The sequence below is a fragment of the Mesorhizobium sp. M5C.F.Ca.IN.020.29.1.1 genome, from assembly GCF_003997375.1.
In the GTDB taxonomy this organism is placed as follows: domain Bacteria; phylum Pseudomonadota; class Alphaproteobacteria; order Rhizobiales; family Rhizobiaceae; genus Mesorhizobium; species Mesorhizobium wenxiniae.
This window is the reverse complement of record NZ_RZSW01000089.1, coordinates 1-15,540: the sequence shown is the minus strand read 5'-3', so window position 1 is coordinate 15,540 and position 15,540 is coordinate 1. Positions and strand designations below refer to the sequence as shown.

Genomic DNA, 15,540 nt, shown 5'->3' with positions numbered 1-15,540 from the left:
GCGCCGATCTTGCCGGCGAGACCGGTGGGCTTTCGGGAAAACCGTTGTTCGAGCGCTCGACCATCATGCTGGCAAAGATGCGCAAACTGCTTGGCCCGGACCGCGCCATCATCGGCGTCGGCGGCGTCGATTCCATTGAGACGGCGCTGGAAAAGATCCGCGCCGGCGCCGATCTCGTCCAGCTCTACACCGGCATGATCTATGCTGGGCCGGCACTACCGGGCCGCATTCTTGGCGGGATGGTCCGGTTCGCGGACATGCAAAGGCTCAAGTCGCTGCGCGAGTTGCGCGATACCAGCCTCGATCAATGGGCGTCGAAGCCGCTCTAACCCGAAGCCGCTCTAAAACGCAGTCCGCATCCTAACGCGCAAAATGGCAAGCAGGCTGAAGCCGCGCACCAGCAGGAAGACGTGCAGCGCCGCCCACAGGCCGTGATTGCCGAAGGCCGGCGCCAGGATGAGCAAGGCCGCGCTGAAGACAAGGAACGACAACAGCATCATGTTACGCATGTCGCGCGACCAGGTCGCGCCGATGAAGACGCCATCCATCTGAAACGCCAGCACGCCGCTGAGCGCGGTGAGCGCCGCCCAGGCCAGATAGTTGTCGGCAACGGCGCGAACGTCTTCCGACGTCGTGATCAGGGCGACCAGATCAGTACCGCCCAGCAAAAGGACGAGCGTCGCCGCGGCCGCCAGCCCGAAGCCCCAGAACAGGGTCAGCCGCACCGCCTGCCGGAATTGCATCGCGGCACGCGCGCCCACGGCACGCCCGGCGAGCTGTTCGGCCGCCGTGGCGAAACCGTCGAGGAAATAGCCGGCGATGAGGAAGAAGTTCATCAGCACGGCGTTGGCGGCCAACGTCACCGTGCCGAATTGCGCGCCCTGGCGAGTGAACAGTGCGAAAGCGGCGAGCAGCGAAAACGACCGGATCATGATGTCACGGTTGAGCGACATCATGCGCAGGAATGCCGACAGGTCGAGGATGCGATGGCGCGGCAGCCGGGGCGCTGCCCAGAAACGCCGGCCGATGATCGCCAGGCCAAGCAGCATGGCGACGAATTCACCGGTGACGGTGGCCCAGGCGAAACCGGCGACGCCCCAGCCGAGCTCCAGCCCCAGCAGGATGCAGAGCGCAATGTTGATGCCGTTCAGCACCAATTGCAGCATCAGTCCCAGCCCGCCCTCGCCGCGCCCCAGCACATAGCCGAGGATGGCGTAGTTGATCAGCGAGAACGGTGCGGCGAGCAATCTGATGCGGATATAGACGGCCATCGCCTCGCTGACGCGCGCCTCGGCGCTCATGAACCATTGTCCGGCGATGGCGACCAGTGGCGCAAGTGCGGCAAGCACAATGCCGGCGACGACCGCGATCAGCACGGCGCGCCAGAACACCGCCTGTTCCTCAAGTTCGTCGCCGCGTCCGAGCGCCTGGGCGACGAGGCCTGTGGTGCCGGAACGCAGGAAATTGAAGGAGGTGAAGACGACGTCGAAGACCAGGGCGCCCGCCGCCAGACCACCGAGAAGGGCAGCGTCGCCCAACTGCCCGACCACGGCCGTGTCGACGATGCCGAGCAGCGGCGTCGTCAGATAGGCAAGCGTCATCGGCACCGCGATGGCGAGCACCGAGCGGTTGGTGACGACGAAAGACCGGCCGTTGGCCGCTGCTGACACCTGATCCAGGACCCGCTTCCCCATCGTGGCTTGATAGAACAGCCGATGTGGCCCAGATTCCGGACGCCGCGCAACCGCTCATCCCGCCACGGCCAACCGAAACCCGCCTCTGGCGCACCCGCCGTAAACCACCCAAATGCCCCTGCAGATCGTTCATCATCCCGACTACGACGCCGGCTTCACAGTCAACCATCGCTTCCCCATGAGCAAATACAAGCTGCTGATGGAAGCCTTGGGCGCGCGCGGACTGACCGGCCCCGCCGCTCTCAACGTGCCCGAACCGGCGCCGGCATCATGGCTGAAGCTTGCCCATGCCGCCGGATATGTCGACCAGGTGCTGGCCTGCGAAGTGCCTGAAAAAATCGAGCGCGAGATCGGCTTTCCGGTGGGCCCGCGCGTCTCGCTCAGGGCGCAGCTCGCAACGGGCGGCACCGTGCTGGCAGCGCGGCTGGCGTTGCTGAACGGCATTGCCTGCAATACAGCCGGCGGCAGCCATCATGCGCGGCGCGCGCAAGGCGCCGGCTTCTGCACCTTCAACGATGTTGCCGTGGCTTCACTGGTGCTGCTTGCCGAAGCTGCCGCCGGCAACATCCTGATCGTCGATCTCGACGTGCATCAGGGCGACGGCACGGCGGATATTGTTGGCGAGGAGCGGCGCGTGTTCACGTTTTCCATGCATGGCGACCGCAACTATCCGACGCGAAAGATCGCTTCCGACCTCGACATCGCTCTGCCCGATGGCACCGGCGATGCGGCCTATCTCGAAAGGTTGGGCGGCGTCCTGCCGGAACTCACCGCCAAGGCGCGCTGGGACATCGTTTTCTACAATGCTGGGGTCGACGTTCATGCCGAGGACCGGCTTGGCAGGTTGTCACTGTCGAACGAGGGGCTGCGCGCCCGCGACGACATGGTGATCCGTCATTTCCGCGCGCTCGGCATCCCGGTCTGCGGCGTTATCGGCGGCGGCTATTGGACAGATGTGGCGGCCCTCGCCGCGCGCCATTCCATCCTGTTCGAAGTGGCGTCAGGGTTCGCCTGACGACCTTCTAGGACTTCCCTGCCGAACCACAGGTCAGCGGAGCAAAAGCCGGCCCACTTTTGCTACACTGACCTTCGGCTTGGGGTCATGCTCTATTTCCGATAGTTGGCGATCCTGAGCAGGATGAAGGCCGGAATGACAATCGCCGCGCCCAGCAAGATATAGCCGAGAAAACGGTCAATGGCGCGGAAGCCCAGATTCCAGAGATCGACGAAGAAATTCCGGACACCGTAGAGCACATCCATCGGCGACCAGCCGAATGCGTTCATGACTAGGCCGACGAGGAACGATACCACCAGCAGCTTCAGGAACACCCGGAGCGGCGAATCGCCGAGAAAGCGCGTCAGTGCGGACAAGGCGGATCTCCAGATTCGGTTGCCCCGATTCGGGCACAGGTCCAGAAATACGCACTTGCCGCGCTGGCATCAAGGCGGGTCGCTGACTCCCAGTTGCTCCGCATGGCGGGTTGGCCGGATTGTCTGCTCGCCAACTTATGTTGCAACGCCGGCGCCCTTGCCATGACGGAGTAACAGTCGGATGGCTGGAAGGCACGAGTGCACGCTTAACGATTGCCCGAACGCCGGCTTGCGTGGTAACGAGGCTGCTGCGCGGGTATGATGTAATGGTAGCTTGTCAGCTTCCCAAGCTGAACGCGCGGGTTCGATTCCCGCTACCCGCTCCACCTTGCCCTATAGGCATTGAGGTTGCTGATGAGCTGCGAGCGGTAGACGTCGAACTTGGCCTCGTAAAACCAGTCGTCACCTTGGGGCGGCTTGGCTACCAAGGTAGGCATCATCGGCGGAATGAAGTCGAGCCTGCCGGCGCCGGCACTCACAGGGCCCACATGATCGGGTCTAGGTCGCCGGCACATATGAACTGGATAGAACATAACGGGATTCTAATAAGAGGCGGCAACAAAAGATGCTGATCCGCGTTTCTAGTCAAAGGGGACCGCGATGTTTGGCAAAGACCTCTTGGTTCGCATGCTTGACCGCCGCGACGCCTTGCCGCCAGACGAAGTCGCGCTTATTGAGGCTCTTCCAGTCCGGCCGGTGACTTTTGGACATGATGAGGAGATCGTCAGGGAGGGTTCCCGCCCCGCCGAAAGCTGTCTTCTCGCGAATGGTTTCGCAGTTCGAAACCAGGCTATTCGGGAAGGAAAGCGTCAAATAACGGCAATTCACGTGCCGGGAGACTTTGTCGATCTGCATAGTTTACTGCTAAAAGTGATGGATCACAGCGTGAGCGCGCTGGGTTCGTGCGATGTTGTTTTCATTCGACACAAAGACCTGCTCACAGCAATGGGTGGAAGTCCACATCTCACCCGGATGCTCTGGCTTTCGACGACTATCGATGCCTCAATCCAAAGGACTTGGATAACCTGCCTCGGGCGTCGCTCCGCCAAACAGCATCTCGCACATATAATCTGCGAGTTGTATGTCCGGTTAGAGATAGTTGGATTGGCCTCTGACCAGACGTTCGCGATTCCACTGACCCAGGCGGAATTGGGCGACGTGCTTGGACTATCAGTAGTTCACGTGAACCGGACGCTGCAGGAACTTCGTGCGAAGGACCTGGTTAGCTGGAAAGACAGGAGGATTGTTATCCTGGATTTCCAGCGATTGGCCTTACTGGCCGACTTTGATACGACCTACCTCAATCTCTTCCATGAACCTCGGTGACCGCGTCGGCCAGGACGCGTCAACGCGCTAATGCGGCATCAAGATTTCTCGTCAACTAAACAATGTGAATGAGCCCTCGCTCCGGATCGATTACAGCTGGGTTCAATTGACACGGTTGACGTCAAAGAAGGATTGCACATGCGTGAACTCGACAACCTCATCGAACATTACGTAAATATTCGCAGGCGGCGCCATAGTTTCATATCGACGGGCCTCGCCGTTAAGGCGCTCAAACAGATTGTTCCGGCATGCTCGGTCTCTGATTCCGACCTAGCGAACATGATTGCCAATCGAGCAATAGACTACAACCTTCCTGTGAGCTTTGACCTTAATGAGAGCTAGACGTGGTGCTTTATTATACTAGCCTAACCTGAGCCCTTGAAATCCGATGCGCAGAGGCGGGCCAATCTCCGCACGGCCGGCTGGGTCCGCGTCTCGGCACACGGCGCGTGGGAACTTCCAAGAGAGTTCACCGGGCTCGCCGGTTGCTTCACTATCGCTAATTTAGCTGGAAGTGATGGAACTTGTTTGCCCCCGGCAAGTTCGTTAGGCAATGGAGGAGATTGCCACCATGAACAGTGTCATTTATCTCATCGGCCTTATCGTCGTCGTGCTTGCGATCCTCTCCTTCCTCGGATTCCATTAGGAGAATACCATGCAGCGCGAAGACGATCAGGGCCGTAAGCCGGCCGATTTCGAAACAGCCAAAAGCGAACTGTCCGAGCGGTTCCAGCAGGAAACGCAGACCGCGACAGAGGCGCTACAGGACGCTCGCGACGAACTCACCAGGAAGGCGGGCGACTACGCTGCTGAAGCCAAGCAGGCGTTGTTTGACAAGGCCGAGGGAACACAGCGCGATATCAGCTCCAACCTAAAGGCCTTTAGCGGAGCATTGCGAGCAGCAAGCGAGCATCTGGCCAATAATGATCAACGGACCGCTTCGAAGTTCACCCTCGATGCCGCCGGCTCACTTGAGCGCCTTTCATCTTCGTTGAAGGACAAACCATTCGAAGATGTTCTTGGCGAGATGCGGTCGTTCGGCCGCGAAAATTCAGGGGCGCTTATCGCCGGTTCAGTATTGGCAGGCTTGGCGCTGGGGCGGTTTATCAAGAGCTCGCCACCATCTGCCCGGACCGAGACACAGCGTCGATCGCAGACAGACGGGGGTTCACAGACGGTTTCGAACTCGGATGAGTCTGCTACGCGATCGGCAGAGGCACCTGACACTACGCCGCCCCGCTTCAACCAGCCTAGGGGCGACAGGGCCGGCGATGACTTGGCCGGTGAAGATTTGGCCGGTGACGACTGGGCCGGCGCAAGCCTGGAGCGGAACCCATGACCAACAATCAGGAAAGTCGCGGCCTCGCAACCCTCGTCAGCGATCTGGCACAGCAGGTCACAACCCTGCTTCAAACCGAAAGTAGGCTGTTGCGGGCCGAAATGTCGGAAAAAATCAGCAAGGCCGGCGCAGGCGCAGCCGAGGTTCTGGCCGGTGCCATATGCCTTCTCGCGGCCTTGATGGTGCTTTTGCAAGCACTCGTAATCGCCCTGGCGAGTGCCGGCCTGGGAGCGGGATGGTCCTCGCTGCTGGTCGGGATCGTCGTCGCGGTACTGGGAATCATTCTCTTGCGCTCTGGCACGAAAAGCATGGCTCCTTCCGAGCTGACGCCCGATCGCACACAAGACCAACTCAAGCGCGACGCGCGCGTGATCAAGGATCAAATAAGATGAGCGACAAATCCGCAGCCGAGCTCGAGCGCGATGCCGACATCGCCCGGGCGAAAGTAGCAGACACCGCCGATTCGATCCGCAGCAAGATGACACCGGGTCAGTTGATCGACGAATTTACCGGAATGTTCGCCGGCGGCGAGGGATCCGCCATGCTTGGCAACCTCAAGTCGCAGGTCAGGGACAACCCGTTGCCGCTGACATTGATTGGAGCCGGCCTGGCCTGGCTGATGCTCGGCAACGGCCCGTCGGCAACCAACTCAGCTGCCGCTGGCTATCGGAGAGGCACGGCTTCTGACGCTTTCTCCGATCTGCGCGGCGATGATTTTAGCGAGGGTAGCGAAGGGTCCGGAATCGGGGCGATGCTCTCAGAGACCGCCGGTTCGGTTACATCAGCAGCAAGTAGCGCCGCCGAAGCTGCAGCAAACGCAGCAACGGGCGCCAAGGAGAGGATGGCAAACACCGCCGGCCAGCTCGGCTCAAGCGCCAGCGAGATAGCGGCTCGGACGCGCCAATCGGCACAAGACCTCTTCGAGCGCGAGCCGTTGGCTATCGCCGTAGTCGGCCTTGCGCTGGGCACTGCCATCGGGGTGATGCTGCCCCACACAGCCACAGAGGACGAGCAACTTGGCGCCTATCGCGACAAAATTCGCGACAGCGCGGCGAAGGTTTTCGAAACGGGCCTGGAGCAAGCAAAGCAAGTTGCCGCCGAGGCCTACGAAACGGTCAAGGAAGAGGCCGACCGGCAAGGCTCGGGTGGAGATACCGACACGTTAGCAGGCAAGGTCGGCAAAGTTGTGGAATCGACCGCAAAGCGAACCGAGGAAGCCGTTCGCGATCGTTTGCCGGGCTCGTCGGACGGGTCTTCTACCGCCTGATGGCATCGCCACCGGCCTGAATGACGGGCCTGGTCCATAGGACTCTGATGTTCAATGGATCTGGAACTCCCGACCCGATCCCTTTCGACTTGGGATGTCGGAGGTCCACAAATTCTCTGCGACTTTCCTCAGGAATGGCCTGCGGAACAGGTCTGCTGGCCAATCCGCTTTGCTACGGAGCAAGCTCGTCGACGGTGTGGGCGGTCTCGTTCTTGAATTCGACTTTCGTGCCCGGCTGCACCATCGAGCCGAGATCTTCGGCATCCCAGTTGGTCAGTCGGATGCAGCCATGTGAGAAGGTCGTGCCGATCTTGCCCGGTTCGGGCGTGCCGTGGATGCCGTAGCTTTCGATGGAGAGATCGATCCAGACCGATCCCACCGGATTGTTCGGCCCGGCAGCGATGGTGAAGGGCCGCTTGGTCTTGACTCCCTTGAAAGCGAAGTCCGGATCATAGTGATAGGTTGGGTTGCGCACCACGCGCTTGACCTCCGCCATGCCGCTTGGCGCCGGGTTTTCATCGCTTCCAATCGAGGCCGGGTAGACTGCGAGCCATTTGCCGGAAGGGTCGAGCACGCGCACTAGGCGAGCGCCCTTGTCGACCTCAATGCCGGCAACGCCAGCGGGAGGATCGCCCCGGCCAATATCAGGCACCACCAAGGTCGTGCCGGCCTTCCTGAAGCCGATGCCCGGATTGAGCATCCTGAGCAACTGTTCGCTGATATGGAAGCGCTCCGCCAGCCTCTCCGCCGCAGTGCGATAGCCGAGCCGCCGCAGACGGGCCATCCTCTCCATGCGAGCCGGAATACGCCTGGTGAAGGGTCCGCGCACATCCTTGCGCGTTACCTCATAGGTGACCAGCACCGGGTCGGTGGAGGTTGCCATGAGCTTGCTCCAGGTCTGCGGGGTGAGCTTGCCATCGGGAGGGAGTCCGTTCGCCGCCTGAAAGGCGCCGACTGCCTTGGCGAAGTTCGCTGAAAGGCTACCGTCAATCAGCCCAGGCGAAAAGCGGGCGCGATCCAAGAGAATCTGCGCCTTCAGCACGGTCGGATCGACACCCTTCGGTTCTCCGGCGGCGAACGGGGCCTGATTGACGGTGGTTAGGTCCAGCTTGGCTGCCCCCGTCCCGCCGCATGCCAGGGCAAGCGTCGCGGCTAAGACGAGGAGAAACCTGATCATCGATAGCCTCGCTGGGACTGCAACAAGAGCCCGCCTCTATGACGCGGCACTGCCCTGTGTGGTTCCTTCGCTCCAGCGATATTCTGAATTGAAGCGACATGACGAAGCGCCGTGTAGCTGCGATAGCTGTCCAAGGATTGGCGATGGATTGCTTGATTTAACGCCGTCAGCCGACCTCTCTTAAAATAAAGTCGTGCAGCATCTTGGCCGCCGGCGACAGCACGCGATTTTTTACGGTGATCAGACTGTAAGGCCTGACCTCGATGTCGAATTCGGTCTGGACGACGTCGATGGCGCCGGCCAGCCCCTCGGGGTTCTGGATGAATTTCGCCACCTGGATCGACACCGGCGCGATGGCGTCCGACTGCGCGACCATGACCAGGGTCAGCAGCAGCGAGCTGGTGTTGAGGATGCGGTCCGGTAGCGCGATGTTGCGGTTCAGGAAATTGCTTTCCATCGCCTGGCGCAACGGCGAGCCGCCCGACTGGAAAACCCAGTCGTAGGCGGCGGTCTCCTCCAGCCGCACGGCTTTGCCCTTAGCAAGCGCGTGGCCGCGGCGCACGATCAGGCAGGCTTTTTCGACACCGATGACGCGGGCCTCGAACAGCCGTGGATTGAGATCGTCGGGGATGCGCGCGATGATGAAATCGTGACGCGTGGCGATCAGCTCGCGCGCCAGCACATTGGAGGTCTCGACCTGCATGGTGATCTCGATGCGCGGATAGATGCGCCGGATTTCGCGGATCGCCGGCACGGCGAGCTCGATCGCAGGGGCCGTCACCGCGCCGAGGAATACCGAGCCGCCCTTGCCCGCCTTGAGCTCGGATATCTCGCGGTCGACTTCACGCATCTCAAGCAGGATCGAACGTGCGCGCCTCGCCAATGCCTTGCCATAGGGCGTTAGCGTGATGCCGCGCGGCAGCCTTTCGCACAGCTTGACATCGAGCACCGCCTCCATCTCGGCGATCATGCGCGAGGCGGCGGGCTGCGAAATGTTCATGACCTGGGCTGCCGCGCTGACCCGGCCATGGTCATCGAGGGCTGCGATCATACGCATGTGGCGCAGGCTGAGGCCGCTGCGCAGCAGGGTTTCTCCGTCGCCAGGGGGTTCTTCGTAACTGGCTGAAAGTCCACCAGAATTCCGCAGCGCTGCCATGGTCTTTGTTTGCTCCCCACTCATCGCCGGCCGGCAATCCGGCCAGGTCTTCGTCGGCTTTCAATATATCAGTTTCGGTATAGCAACCATCAAAGATCGCATTTGACAGTTATGGCAAAGAGCCACACCCTTTGCGCGTCCTGAGGCTTGACCGTCGCCAGCGAGAAAATCGGATCGACTGGAACCAGAGTCTCAGGGCCGATTGGGAGGACACCGGAGATCGATATGGCGGCAGCGGCGCGTTTTGGCGCCCCTGCACGATCGCGCGGCCCACGAAACCCAGGGTGCGCGTCCATCAACAAGGGAGAGTTAATGTGAAGATCATCAAGACACTGGCCGCCGTCGCGGCCCTTAGCATCGCGGCCATGACGGTCCCGGCGCAGGCAGGCGAAGGCCTCATCGGCGTGCTGATGCCCACCAAGACCTCGCAGCGCTGGATCAACGACGGCGACGCCGTCAAGTCCCAGCTCGAGGCCCTGGGCTACACTGTCGATCTGCAGTATGCGCAGGACGATATCCCCAATCAGCTCAGCCAACTGGAAAACGAAATCACCAAGGGCCCGAAGGCACTGATCATCGCCTCGATCGACGGCACCACGATGTCGGACGCGCTGCAGAAGGCGGCTGACGCCGGCGTCGTCGTCGTCGCCTATGACCGGCTGATCAAGAAGACCCCGAATGTCGACTACTACACCACGTTCGACAATTTCGGCGTCGGCGTCATTCAGGCCAAATCGCTGCTCAAGGGCCTTGGCTATCCGGAAAACAAGGGTCCATTCAACATCGAGCTGTTCGGCGGTTCGCCGGACGACAACAACGCCTTCTTCTTCTACGACGGCGCGATGTCCGTTCTGCAGCCACTGATCGACGACAAGACCCTCGTGGTGAAGTCCGGCCAGATGGGTATGGACAAGGTCGGCACGCTTCGCTGGCTGGCGGCGACCGCCCAGGCCCGCATGGACAATCTGCTGTCCGCCAACTACTCGGATGGCAGCCGCGTCGATGGCGTGCTCTCGCCGTATGACGGTCTGTCGCGCGGCATCATCGCCTCGTTGCGCGCAGTCGGTTACGGCACGGCCGATCAGCCCTGGCCAATTGTCACCGGCCAGGACGCCGAAACCGCTTCGGTCAAGGCGATCATCGCCGGCGAGCAGTACTCGACGGTGTTCAAGGACACCCGCGAACTCGCCAAGGCGACGGTCGAGCTCGTCGACAAGGTGCTCTCGGGCGGCAAGCCGGAAGGCCTCGACACCACGACCTACAACAACGACGTCAAGGTCGTCCCCTCGATCCTGCTGACGCCGCATGAGGTAGACAAGTCGAACTACCAGGCCCTGGTGGTCGATTCCGGCTACATCAAGGCCGAAGAGCTGAAGTAACGGCAGTTGTAAACCCGGGGTCCTGCGTAACGCAGGGCCCCTTTTCGTTAGCGAGCGACCCCGGTATTGTTTCGGGACCTCGGAGGAGTGGTATTCCTGATGGCCTCGACGATTTTGGAGATGCGTGACATCACCAAGACGTTTCCCGGCGTCAAGGCGCTGTCGAATGTCAACCTAAGCGTCGAGGAAGGCGAGATTCACGCCGTTGTCGGCGAGAACGGCGCCGGCAAGTCGACGTTGATGAAGGTGCTGTCGGGCGTGTATCCATCCGGCACTTATGACGGCGAAATCATCTATCGCGGCGATGAGTGCCATTTCAAGGGCATTCACGACAGCGAGCGCCGGGGCATCGTCATCATCCACCAGGAACTCGCGCTGGTTCCGATGCTGTCGATCGCCGAAAACATCTTTCTCGGCAACGAGCATGCCAGATACGGTGTCATCGACTGGAACGCCAACGAGACGCGCACCAGCGCTCTGCTCAAGAAGGTGGGCCTTAAGGAAGACCCCAAGACGCTGATCACCAATATCGGCGTCGGCAAGCAGCAACTGGTCGAGATCGCCAAGGCGCTCAGCAAGGAAGTGCAGCTGCTGATCCTCGACGAACCGACGGCGAGCCTGTCCGAAAAGGACAGCCAGGCGCTGCTCGACCTGCTTCTGGAATTCAAGCGGCATGGCATCACCTCGATCCTGATCTCGCACAAGCTCAACGAGGTCAACCGGGTCGCCGACAAGGTGACGATCATCCGCGACGGGCGGACCATCGAGACGCTGGCCAAGAAAGACATTTCGGAAGACCGCATCATCACCTCGATGGTCGGCCGCTCGCTAGACGACCGTTATCCGTCGCGCGAGCCCGAGATCGGTGAGATCGTGCTCCAGGTGAGGAACTGGTCGGTCTATCACCCGATCCATGCCGAGCGGCAAGTGATCAAAGGCATCGACATCGACGTCCGCAAGGGCGAGGTGGTGGGTATCGCCGGGCTGATGGGCGCCGGACGCACCGAATTCGCGATGAGCCTGTTCGGCCGCTCCTATGGCCGCCGCATCACGGGCGAGGTGCTGCTCAAGGGCAAGCCCATCGATGTCTCCTCTGTCAGCAAGGCCGTGGAACACGGCATCGCTTACGTCACCGAGGACCGCAAGACCTACGGTCTCAACCTGATCGATCATATCAAGCACAACATCACGCTGGCCAATCTTCCCGGCGTGTCGCGCCATAGCGTGATCGACGACATGCGCGAGCTGGCCGTCGCCAACGCCTACAAGGCCAAAACCAACATCCGCTCGTCCAGCGTTTATCAGATGACCGGCAATCTATCGGGCGGCAATCAACAGAAGGTGGTGCTGTCGAAGTGGCTGTTCGCCAATCCGGAGGTGCTGATCCTCGACGAGCCGACGCGCGGCATCGACGTCGGCGCCAAGTATGAAATCTACACGATCATCGCGCGTCTCGCCTCGGAGGGTAAGGCGATCATCGTCATCTCGTCGGAGATGCCCGAACTGCTCGGCATCACCGACCGCATCTATGTCATGAACGAAGGACGTATTGTCGGCGAAATGGCGGCGAGCGACGCCAGCCAGGAAAAGATCATGCGCGTCATCGTTCGCGGAGAAGGAAAAGCATCATGAGCACCGAAAGCGCTCCCGTCCCGAAAAGCGGCGTCGCCGAAGATGTGCAGCAGGGGCCGCGCGTTGCCGTCTCGGCGCTGGTCACCAACCTGCGCGAATACGGCCTAATCCTGGCGCTTATCGCCATCATGGTATTCTTCCAGTACACGACGTCCGGAACGCTGTTCAAGCCGGTGAACTTGAGTAACCTGGTGCAGCAGAACAGCTTCATCATCGTGATGGCGCTGGGCATGCTGCTGGTGATCGTCTCCGGCCATATCGATCTCAGCGTCGGGTCCGTCGCCGGTTTCATCGGCGCGCTAGCGGCGATGATGATGGTCATCTGGCCGCTCGGCCCTTTCAGCAATCCGCTGGTGGTGTCGATCATCTGCCTGATCATCGGCGGCGCGATCGGCGCGGGACAAGGCTACTGGATCGCCTATCACCGAATACCGAGCTTCATCGTCACGCTGGCGGGGATGCTGATCTTCCGCGGCATCTGCCAAGCGCTGCTGGGTGGCGGGTCCTCCGTGGGGCCGCTTCCAGCCGGCTTCAAGGCGCTCAGTTCCGGCTTCATCCCGGACGTGATCGGCCCGTTGACGCTGATCCCGCCGGTCGTGAACGCCGCCGGCAAGACCATCGTCGGCAGCGGGCTGACGCTGCACATGACGACGATCGTGATCGGCCTCGTTGCCGTGCTCGCCTATGCCTATTTCGGGCTCAGGGCACGGCGCAGCCGCGAGCGGCATGGCTACGAAGCCGAACCCTTCACGCTGTTCGTCGTCAAGACCCTGGTGACCAGCGCTCTGGCGCTTTTTCTGGTCTACCAGTTCGCCACCTACAGAGGTCTGCCAATCGTTCTCGTAGTGATGGGCGTGCTGATCGCGCTGTTCGTCTTCGTCACCAAACGCATGACGGTCGGCCGCCGTATCTACGCAATGGGCGGCAATGCCAAGGCGGCTCAGCTATCGGGTATCAAGACCGAGCGGCTGACCCTGATGGTGTTCATCAATATGGGCGTGCTCTCGGCGCTCGGCGGGCTGATCATTGCGGCGCGCCTTGGCCAGGCGGTGCCGGCGGCCGGCCTCGGCAGCGAGCTCGACGTCATCGCCGCTGTGTTCATCGGCGGCGCTTCGGCGATGGGCGGCGTCGGTCAAGTTATAGGCGCGGTGGTGGGCGGTTTCATCATGGGCGTCATGAACAACGGCATGTCGATCATGGGCGTCAATGTCGATTGGCAACAGGTGGTCAAGGGCCTGGTGCTGCTCGGCGCCGTGGTCTTCGACGTCTACAACAAGAACAAGGCTTGAGGGCGAGGGACTCATGCATGTCGCCAAACGTGTGCAGCGTGTTGGGACAACGGCATGCATGACAACAAGGATTAAAGCGGGCCGCGTTTCAAACGCGGCGCGCTTTTAGGAGGCACGGGTCACATCGCGGCGCTGCCGGGCGGCGCAAAGAAGTCCCCCAAGGGGACCGGGCCCGCGAGCGCAATCCGGACGAAGAGTTCACCAGTGGCGCGGATGCCATCCGAGCCGCGCTGGTCAAGGTTTGCCAACCCGGCAGCTAGGCCACAGGCAATTGAGAGAGGGTACATCATGCTGATCTCCCAGATCCTCGACGAGGCAGAGACCATCCGCGTCATTGCCCGCAACGGCGGCAAGACCCGGATCATCAACGGCGCCCGCAGCGTCTATTCGCTGGCGATGGAGGCCGCGCGCACCGGCACCGGACTTGTCGCCCTCATCGAGCGCAAAGGCTTCGGTGAAGCGGTCGACCTCGATGCCGCATACAAGAAGGGGCGGCTGTTGTCGCCGATCAACCATCCCGACCCGGCGCATCTTCATCTCACCGGCACCGGGCTGACGCATCTCGGCTCCGCCGCGACCCGCGATGCCATGCACAAGAAACTCGATGCCGATCGCGAAGAGCAGCTCACCGATTCCATGAAGATGTTCCGCATGGGGCTGGAGGGCGGCAAGCCCGCCAAGGGCCAGACGGGCGTGCAGCCAGAATGGTTCTACAAGGGCAACGGCACCATGGCGGTGGCGCCCGGTGCGGCACTTCTGTCGCCCGCTTTCGCCCAGGATGCAGGCGAGGAGCCGGAAGTCGCCGGCATCTATGTCATCGGCGACGACGGCGTCCCGTTCCGCGTCGGCTTCACACTGTCAAACGAGTTTTCCGACCATATCACCGAGCGCGTGAACTATCTTTTCCTCGCGCATTCCAAGCTGCGCAACGCTTCGTTCGGGCCGGAAATCCTGATCGGCGACCTGCCCTCCGACGTCAGGGGTACCTCGCGCATCCTCCGCGACGGCAAGCTGCTGTGGGAAAAGCCGTTCCTGTCGGGCGAGGCGAACATGTCGCACACCATCGCCAATCTCGAACATCACCACTTCAAATATTCGGCCTTCCGCCAGCCGGGCGACGTTCATGTGCACATGTTCGGCACGGCGACACTGTCCTTCGCCGACGGCATCAGGACCGAAGCCGGCGACGTGTTCGAGATCGAGGCCAAGGATTTTGGCCTGCCGCTGCGCAACCCGCTTGAAATCGAGCAACCGGTGACGGTGGCGGTGAAGGCGCTTTGATTGTGTGATCTCCCTTGAGGGAGAGATGTCGCCGAAGGTGACAGAGGGGGTCGTCTCACATAAAGCGCGAACGCCGTCTCCCGTGGCGGAACGGCGTTGGCACTTTACGCGCAGCGACTCCTCTGGCCTGCCGGCCATCTCCCCCTCAAGGGGGGAGATTGGCAGCCTCAATAAATATCGAAATCGAAATATTTGGCCTGGATCTTCTTGTAGGTGCCATCTGCGACGATCGCATCGATCGCGGCGTTGAGCTTCTCGCGCAGCGCATTGTCTTCCTGGCGCACGGCGATACCGGCTTCGGTCTCGGTGCCCCTGACGTCGCCGACCATCTTGCAGCAGCCGTCGCTCGACTTCTTCATCCAGTCCATCAGCACGAATTTGTCTGAAAGGACGGCATCGAGACGGCCGTTCATCAGGTCGGCGACCGCCTCCTCCTGGGTCGGATAGAGCTTCGCCTCGGCGCCGGCTTTGCTATAGACGTCCTGGGCATAGTCGGCCTGGGTGGTCGAAGCCTGAGCGCCGACTGTCTTGCCGGCGAGTGCGGCGGGTTCGGTCGAGGCAATATCGCTGTCCTTCAACGCCACCAGCGAAAGCGGCGTGGTATAATATTTGTTGGTGAAGGAGACCTG

General features: G+C 61.4%; 17 protein-coding genes, 1 tRNA gene and 1 pseudogene. 12 read left to right on the top strand and 7 right to left on the bottom strand.

The annotated features are described in order from the left end of the window. Positions 1-329 (top strand): annotated as a pseudogene (locus EOA85_RS10205) (dihydroorotate dehydrogenase (quinone)); the annotation flags it as partial. A 12-nt stretch (positions 330-341) separates the two neighbouring features. Here EOA85_RS10205 and EOA85_RS10200 read toward each other — a convergent pair. Beyond that, complete coding sequence (locus EOA85_RS10200; protein WP_127209320.1) at positions 342-1,679, bottom strand: MATE family efflux transporter; 1,338 nt, start codon at positions 1,677-1,679, stop codon at positions 342-344. Between the two features lie 127 nt (positions 1,680-1,806). Here EOA85_RS10200 and EOA85_RS10195 point away from each other — a divergent pair, with 127 nt between their 5' ends. Then, positions 1,807-2,709 carry a histone deacetylase gene (locus tag EOA85_RS10195; RefSeq protein WP_127209319.1) on the top strand — a complete coding sequence of 301 codons (903 nt, stop codon included), beginning with the start codon at positions 1,807-1,809 and terminating at the stop codon, positions 2,707-2,709. A gap of 92 nt (positions 2,710-2,801) precedes the next feature. On the opposite strand, the gene EOA85_RS10190 is transcribed toward EOA85_RS10195, so the two are convergent. Next, complete coding sequence (locus EOA85_RS10190) at positions 2,802-3,065, bottom strand: DUF6460 domain-containing protein (RefSeq protein ID WP_029356786.1); 264 nt, start codon at positions 3,063-3,065, stop codon at positions 2,802-2,804. Between the two features lie 252 nt (positions 3,066-3,317). On the opposite strand from EOA85_RS10190, the gene EOA85_RS10185 reads away from it, so the two are divergent. Next, a tRNA-Gly gene (locus EOA85_RS10185) sits at positions 3,318-3,391 on the top strand. On the opposite strand, the gene EOA85_RS37385 is transcribed toward EOA85_RS10185, so the two are convergent. Next, the gene (locus EOA85_RS37385; protein WP_164759580.1) at positions 3,380-3,553 is read right to left on the bottom strand and encodes a hypothetical protein; all 174 of its coding nucleotides are present in this window, start codon (positions 3,551-3,553) and stop codon (positions 3,380-3,382) included. The two genes, EOA85_RS10185 and EOA85_RS37385, sit on opposite strands and share 12 nt — an antisense overlap. 112 nt (positions 3,554-3,665) lie before the next feature. Between EOA85_RS37385 and EOA85_RS10180 the strand changes: the two genes are divergently transcribed. The 5 genes from EOA85_RS10180 to EOA85_RS10160 all read left to right on the top strand — a co-directional run bounded on the left by EOA85_RS10180 (position 3,666) and on the right by EOA85_RS10160 (position 6,997). Further along, positions 3,666-4,391 carry a Crp/Fnr family transcriptional regulator gene (locus EOA85_RS10180; RefSeq protein ID WP_065005829.1) on the top strand — a complete coding sequence of 242 codons (726 nt, stop codon included), beginning with the start codon at positions 3,666-3,668 and terminating at the stop codon, positions 4,389-4,391. Between the two features lie 138 nt (positions 4,392-4,529). Further along, the gene (locus EOA85_RS10175; protein WP_095517063.1) at positions 4,530-4,733 is read left to right on the top strand and encodes a hypothetical protein; all 204 of its coding nucleotides are present in this window, start codon (positions 4,530-4,532) and stop codon (positions 4,731-4,733) included. 313 nt (positions 4,734-5,046) lie between these two features. Next, positions 5,047-5,730 carry a hypothetical protein gene (locus EOA85_RS10170; RefSeq protein WP_206523276.1) on the top strand — a complete coding sequence of 228 codons (684 nt, stop codon included), beginning with the start codon at positions 5,047-5,049 and terminating at the stop codon, positions 5,728-5,730. Next, positions 5,727-6,122: a phage holin family protein gene (locus tag EOA85_RS10165; protein ID WP_065005831.1), complete on the top strand. Its 396-nt coding sequence runs from the start codon at positions 5,727-5,729 to the stop codon at positions 6,120-6,122. The genes EOA85_RS10170 and EOA85_RS10165 overlap by 4 nt, the downstream gene beginning before the upstream one ends. Next, a complete protein-coding gene (locus EOA85_RS10160; RefSeq protein WP_127209318.1) occupies positions 6,119-6,997 on the top strand; it encodes a hypothetical protein in 879 nt (292 codons plus the stop codon). The genes EOA85_RS10165 and EOA85_RS10160 overlap by 4 nt, the downstream gene beginning before the upstream one ends. A 172-nt stretch (positions 6,998-7,169) precedes the next feature. Here EOA85_RS10160 and EOA85_RS10155 read toward each other — a convergent pair whose 3' ends face one another. Together EOA85_RS10155 and EOA85_RS10150 are read right to left on the bottom strand one after the other, a co-directional pair. Then, the gene (locus EOA85_RS10155; protein ID WP_127209317.1) at positions 7,170-8,174 is read right to left on the bottom strand and encodes a L,D-transpeptidase; all 1,005 of its coding nucleotides are present in this window, start codon (positions 8,172-8,174) and stop codon (positions 7,170-7,172) included. A 166-nt stretch (positions 8,175-8,340) separates the two neighbouring features. Further along, on the bottom strand, positions 8,341-9,330 hold the full coding sequence (locus EOA85_RS10150) for a LysR family transcriptional regulator (RefSeq protein WP_127209316.1): 990 nt from the start codon (positions 9,328-9,330) through the stop codon (positions 8,341-8,343). Between the two features lie 314 nt (positions 9,331-9,644). Between EOA85_RS10150 and chvE the strand changes: the two genes are divergently transcribed. The 3 genes from chvE to mmsB all read left to right on the top strand — a co-directional run bounded on the left by chvE (position 9,645) and on the right by mmsB (position 13,630). Next, complete coding sequence (chvE, locus tag EOA85_RS10145) at positions 9,645-10,709, top strand: multiple monosaccharide ABC transporter substrate-binding protein (protein WP_029356817.1); 1,065 nt, start codon at positions 9,645-9,647, stop codon at positions 10,707-10,709. 99 nt (positions 10,710-10,808) lie between these two features. Further along, positions 10,809-12,341, top strand: coding sequence for a multiple monosaccharide ABC transporter ATP-binding protein (gene mmsA, locus EOA85_RS10140; RefSeq protein ID WP_127209315.1), 1,533 nt, complete (start codon positions 10,809-10,811; stop codon positions 12,339-12,341). Next, positions 12,338-13,630, top strand: a complete 1,293-nt coding sequence (mmsB, locus tag EOA85_RS10135) for a multiple monosaccharide ABC transporter permease (RefSeq protein WP_127209314.1) — start codon at positions 12,338-12,340, stop codon at positions 13,628-13,630. The genes mmsA and mmsB overlap by 4 nt, the downstream gene beginning before the upstream one ends. A 119-nt stretch (positions 13,631-13,749) precedes the next feature. Here mmsB and EOA85_RS37380 read toward each other — a convergent pair whose 3' ends face one another. Then, positions 13,750-13,920: a hypothetical protein gene (locus EOA85_RS37380; protein WP_164759579.1), complete on the bottom strand. Its 171-nt coding sequence runs from the start codon at positions 13,918-13,920 to the stop codon at positions 13,750-13,752. Between EOA85_RS37380 and araD1 the strand changes: the two genes are divergently transcribed. Next, positions 13,919-14,911, top strand: a complete 993-nt coding sequence (araD1, locus tag EOA85_RS10130) for an AraD1 family protein (protein WP_127209313.1) — start codon at positions 13,919-13,921, stop codon at positions 14,909-14,911. The two genes, EOA85_RS37380 and araD1, sit on opposite strands and share 2 nt — an antisense overlap. A 167-nt stretch (positions 14,912-15,078) precedes the next feature. Here araD1 and EOA85_RS10125 read toward each other — a convergent pair. Next, positions 15,079-15,540: transporter substrate-binding domain-containing protein (locus EOA85_RS10125; protein WP_127209312.1), on the bottom strand; the 462-nt coding region annotated here is incomplete at its 5' end.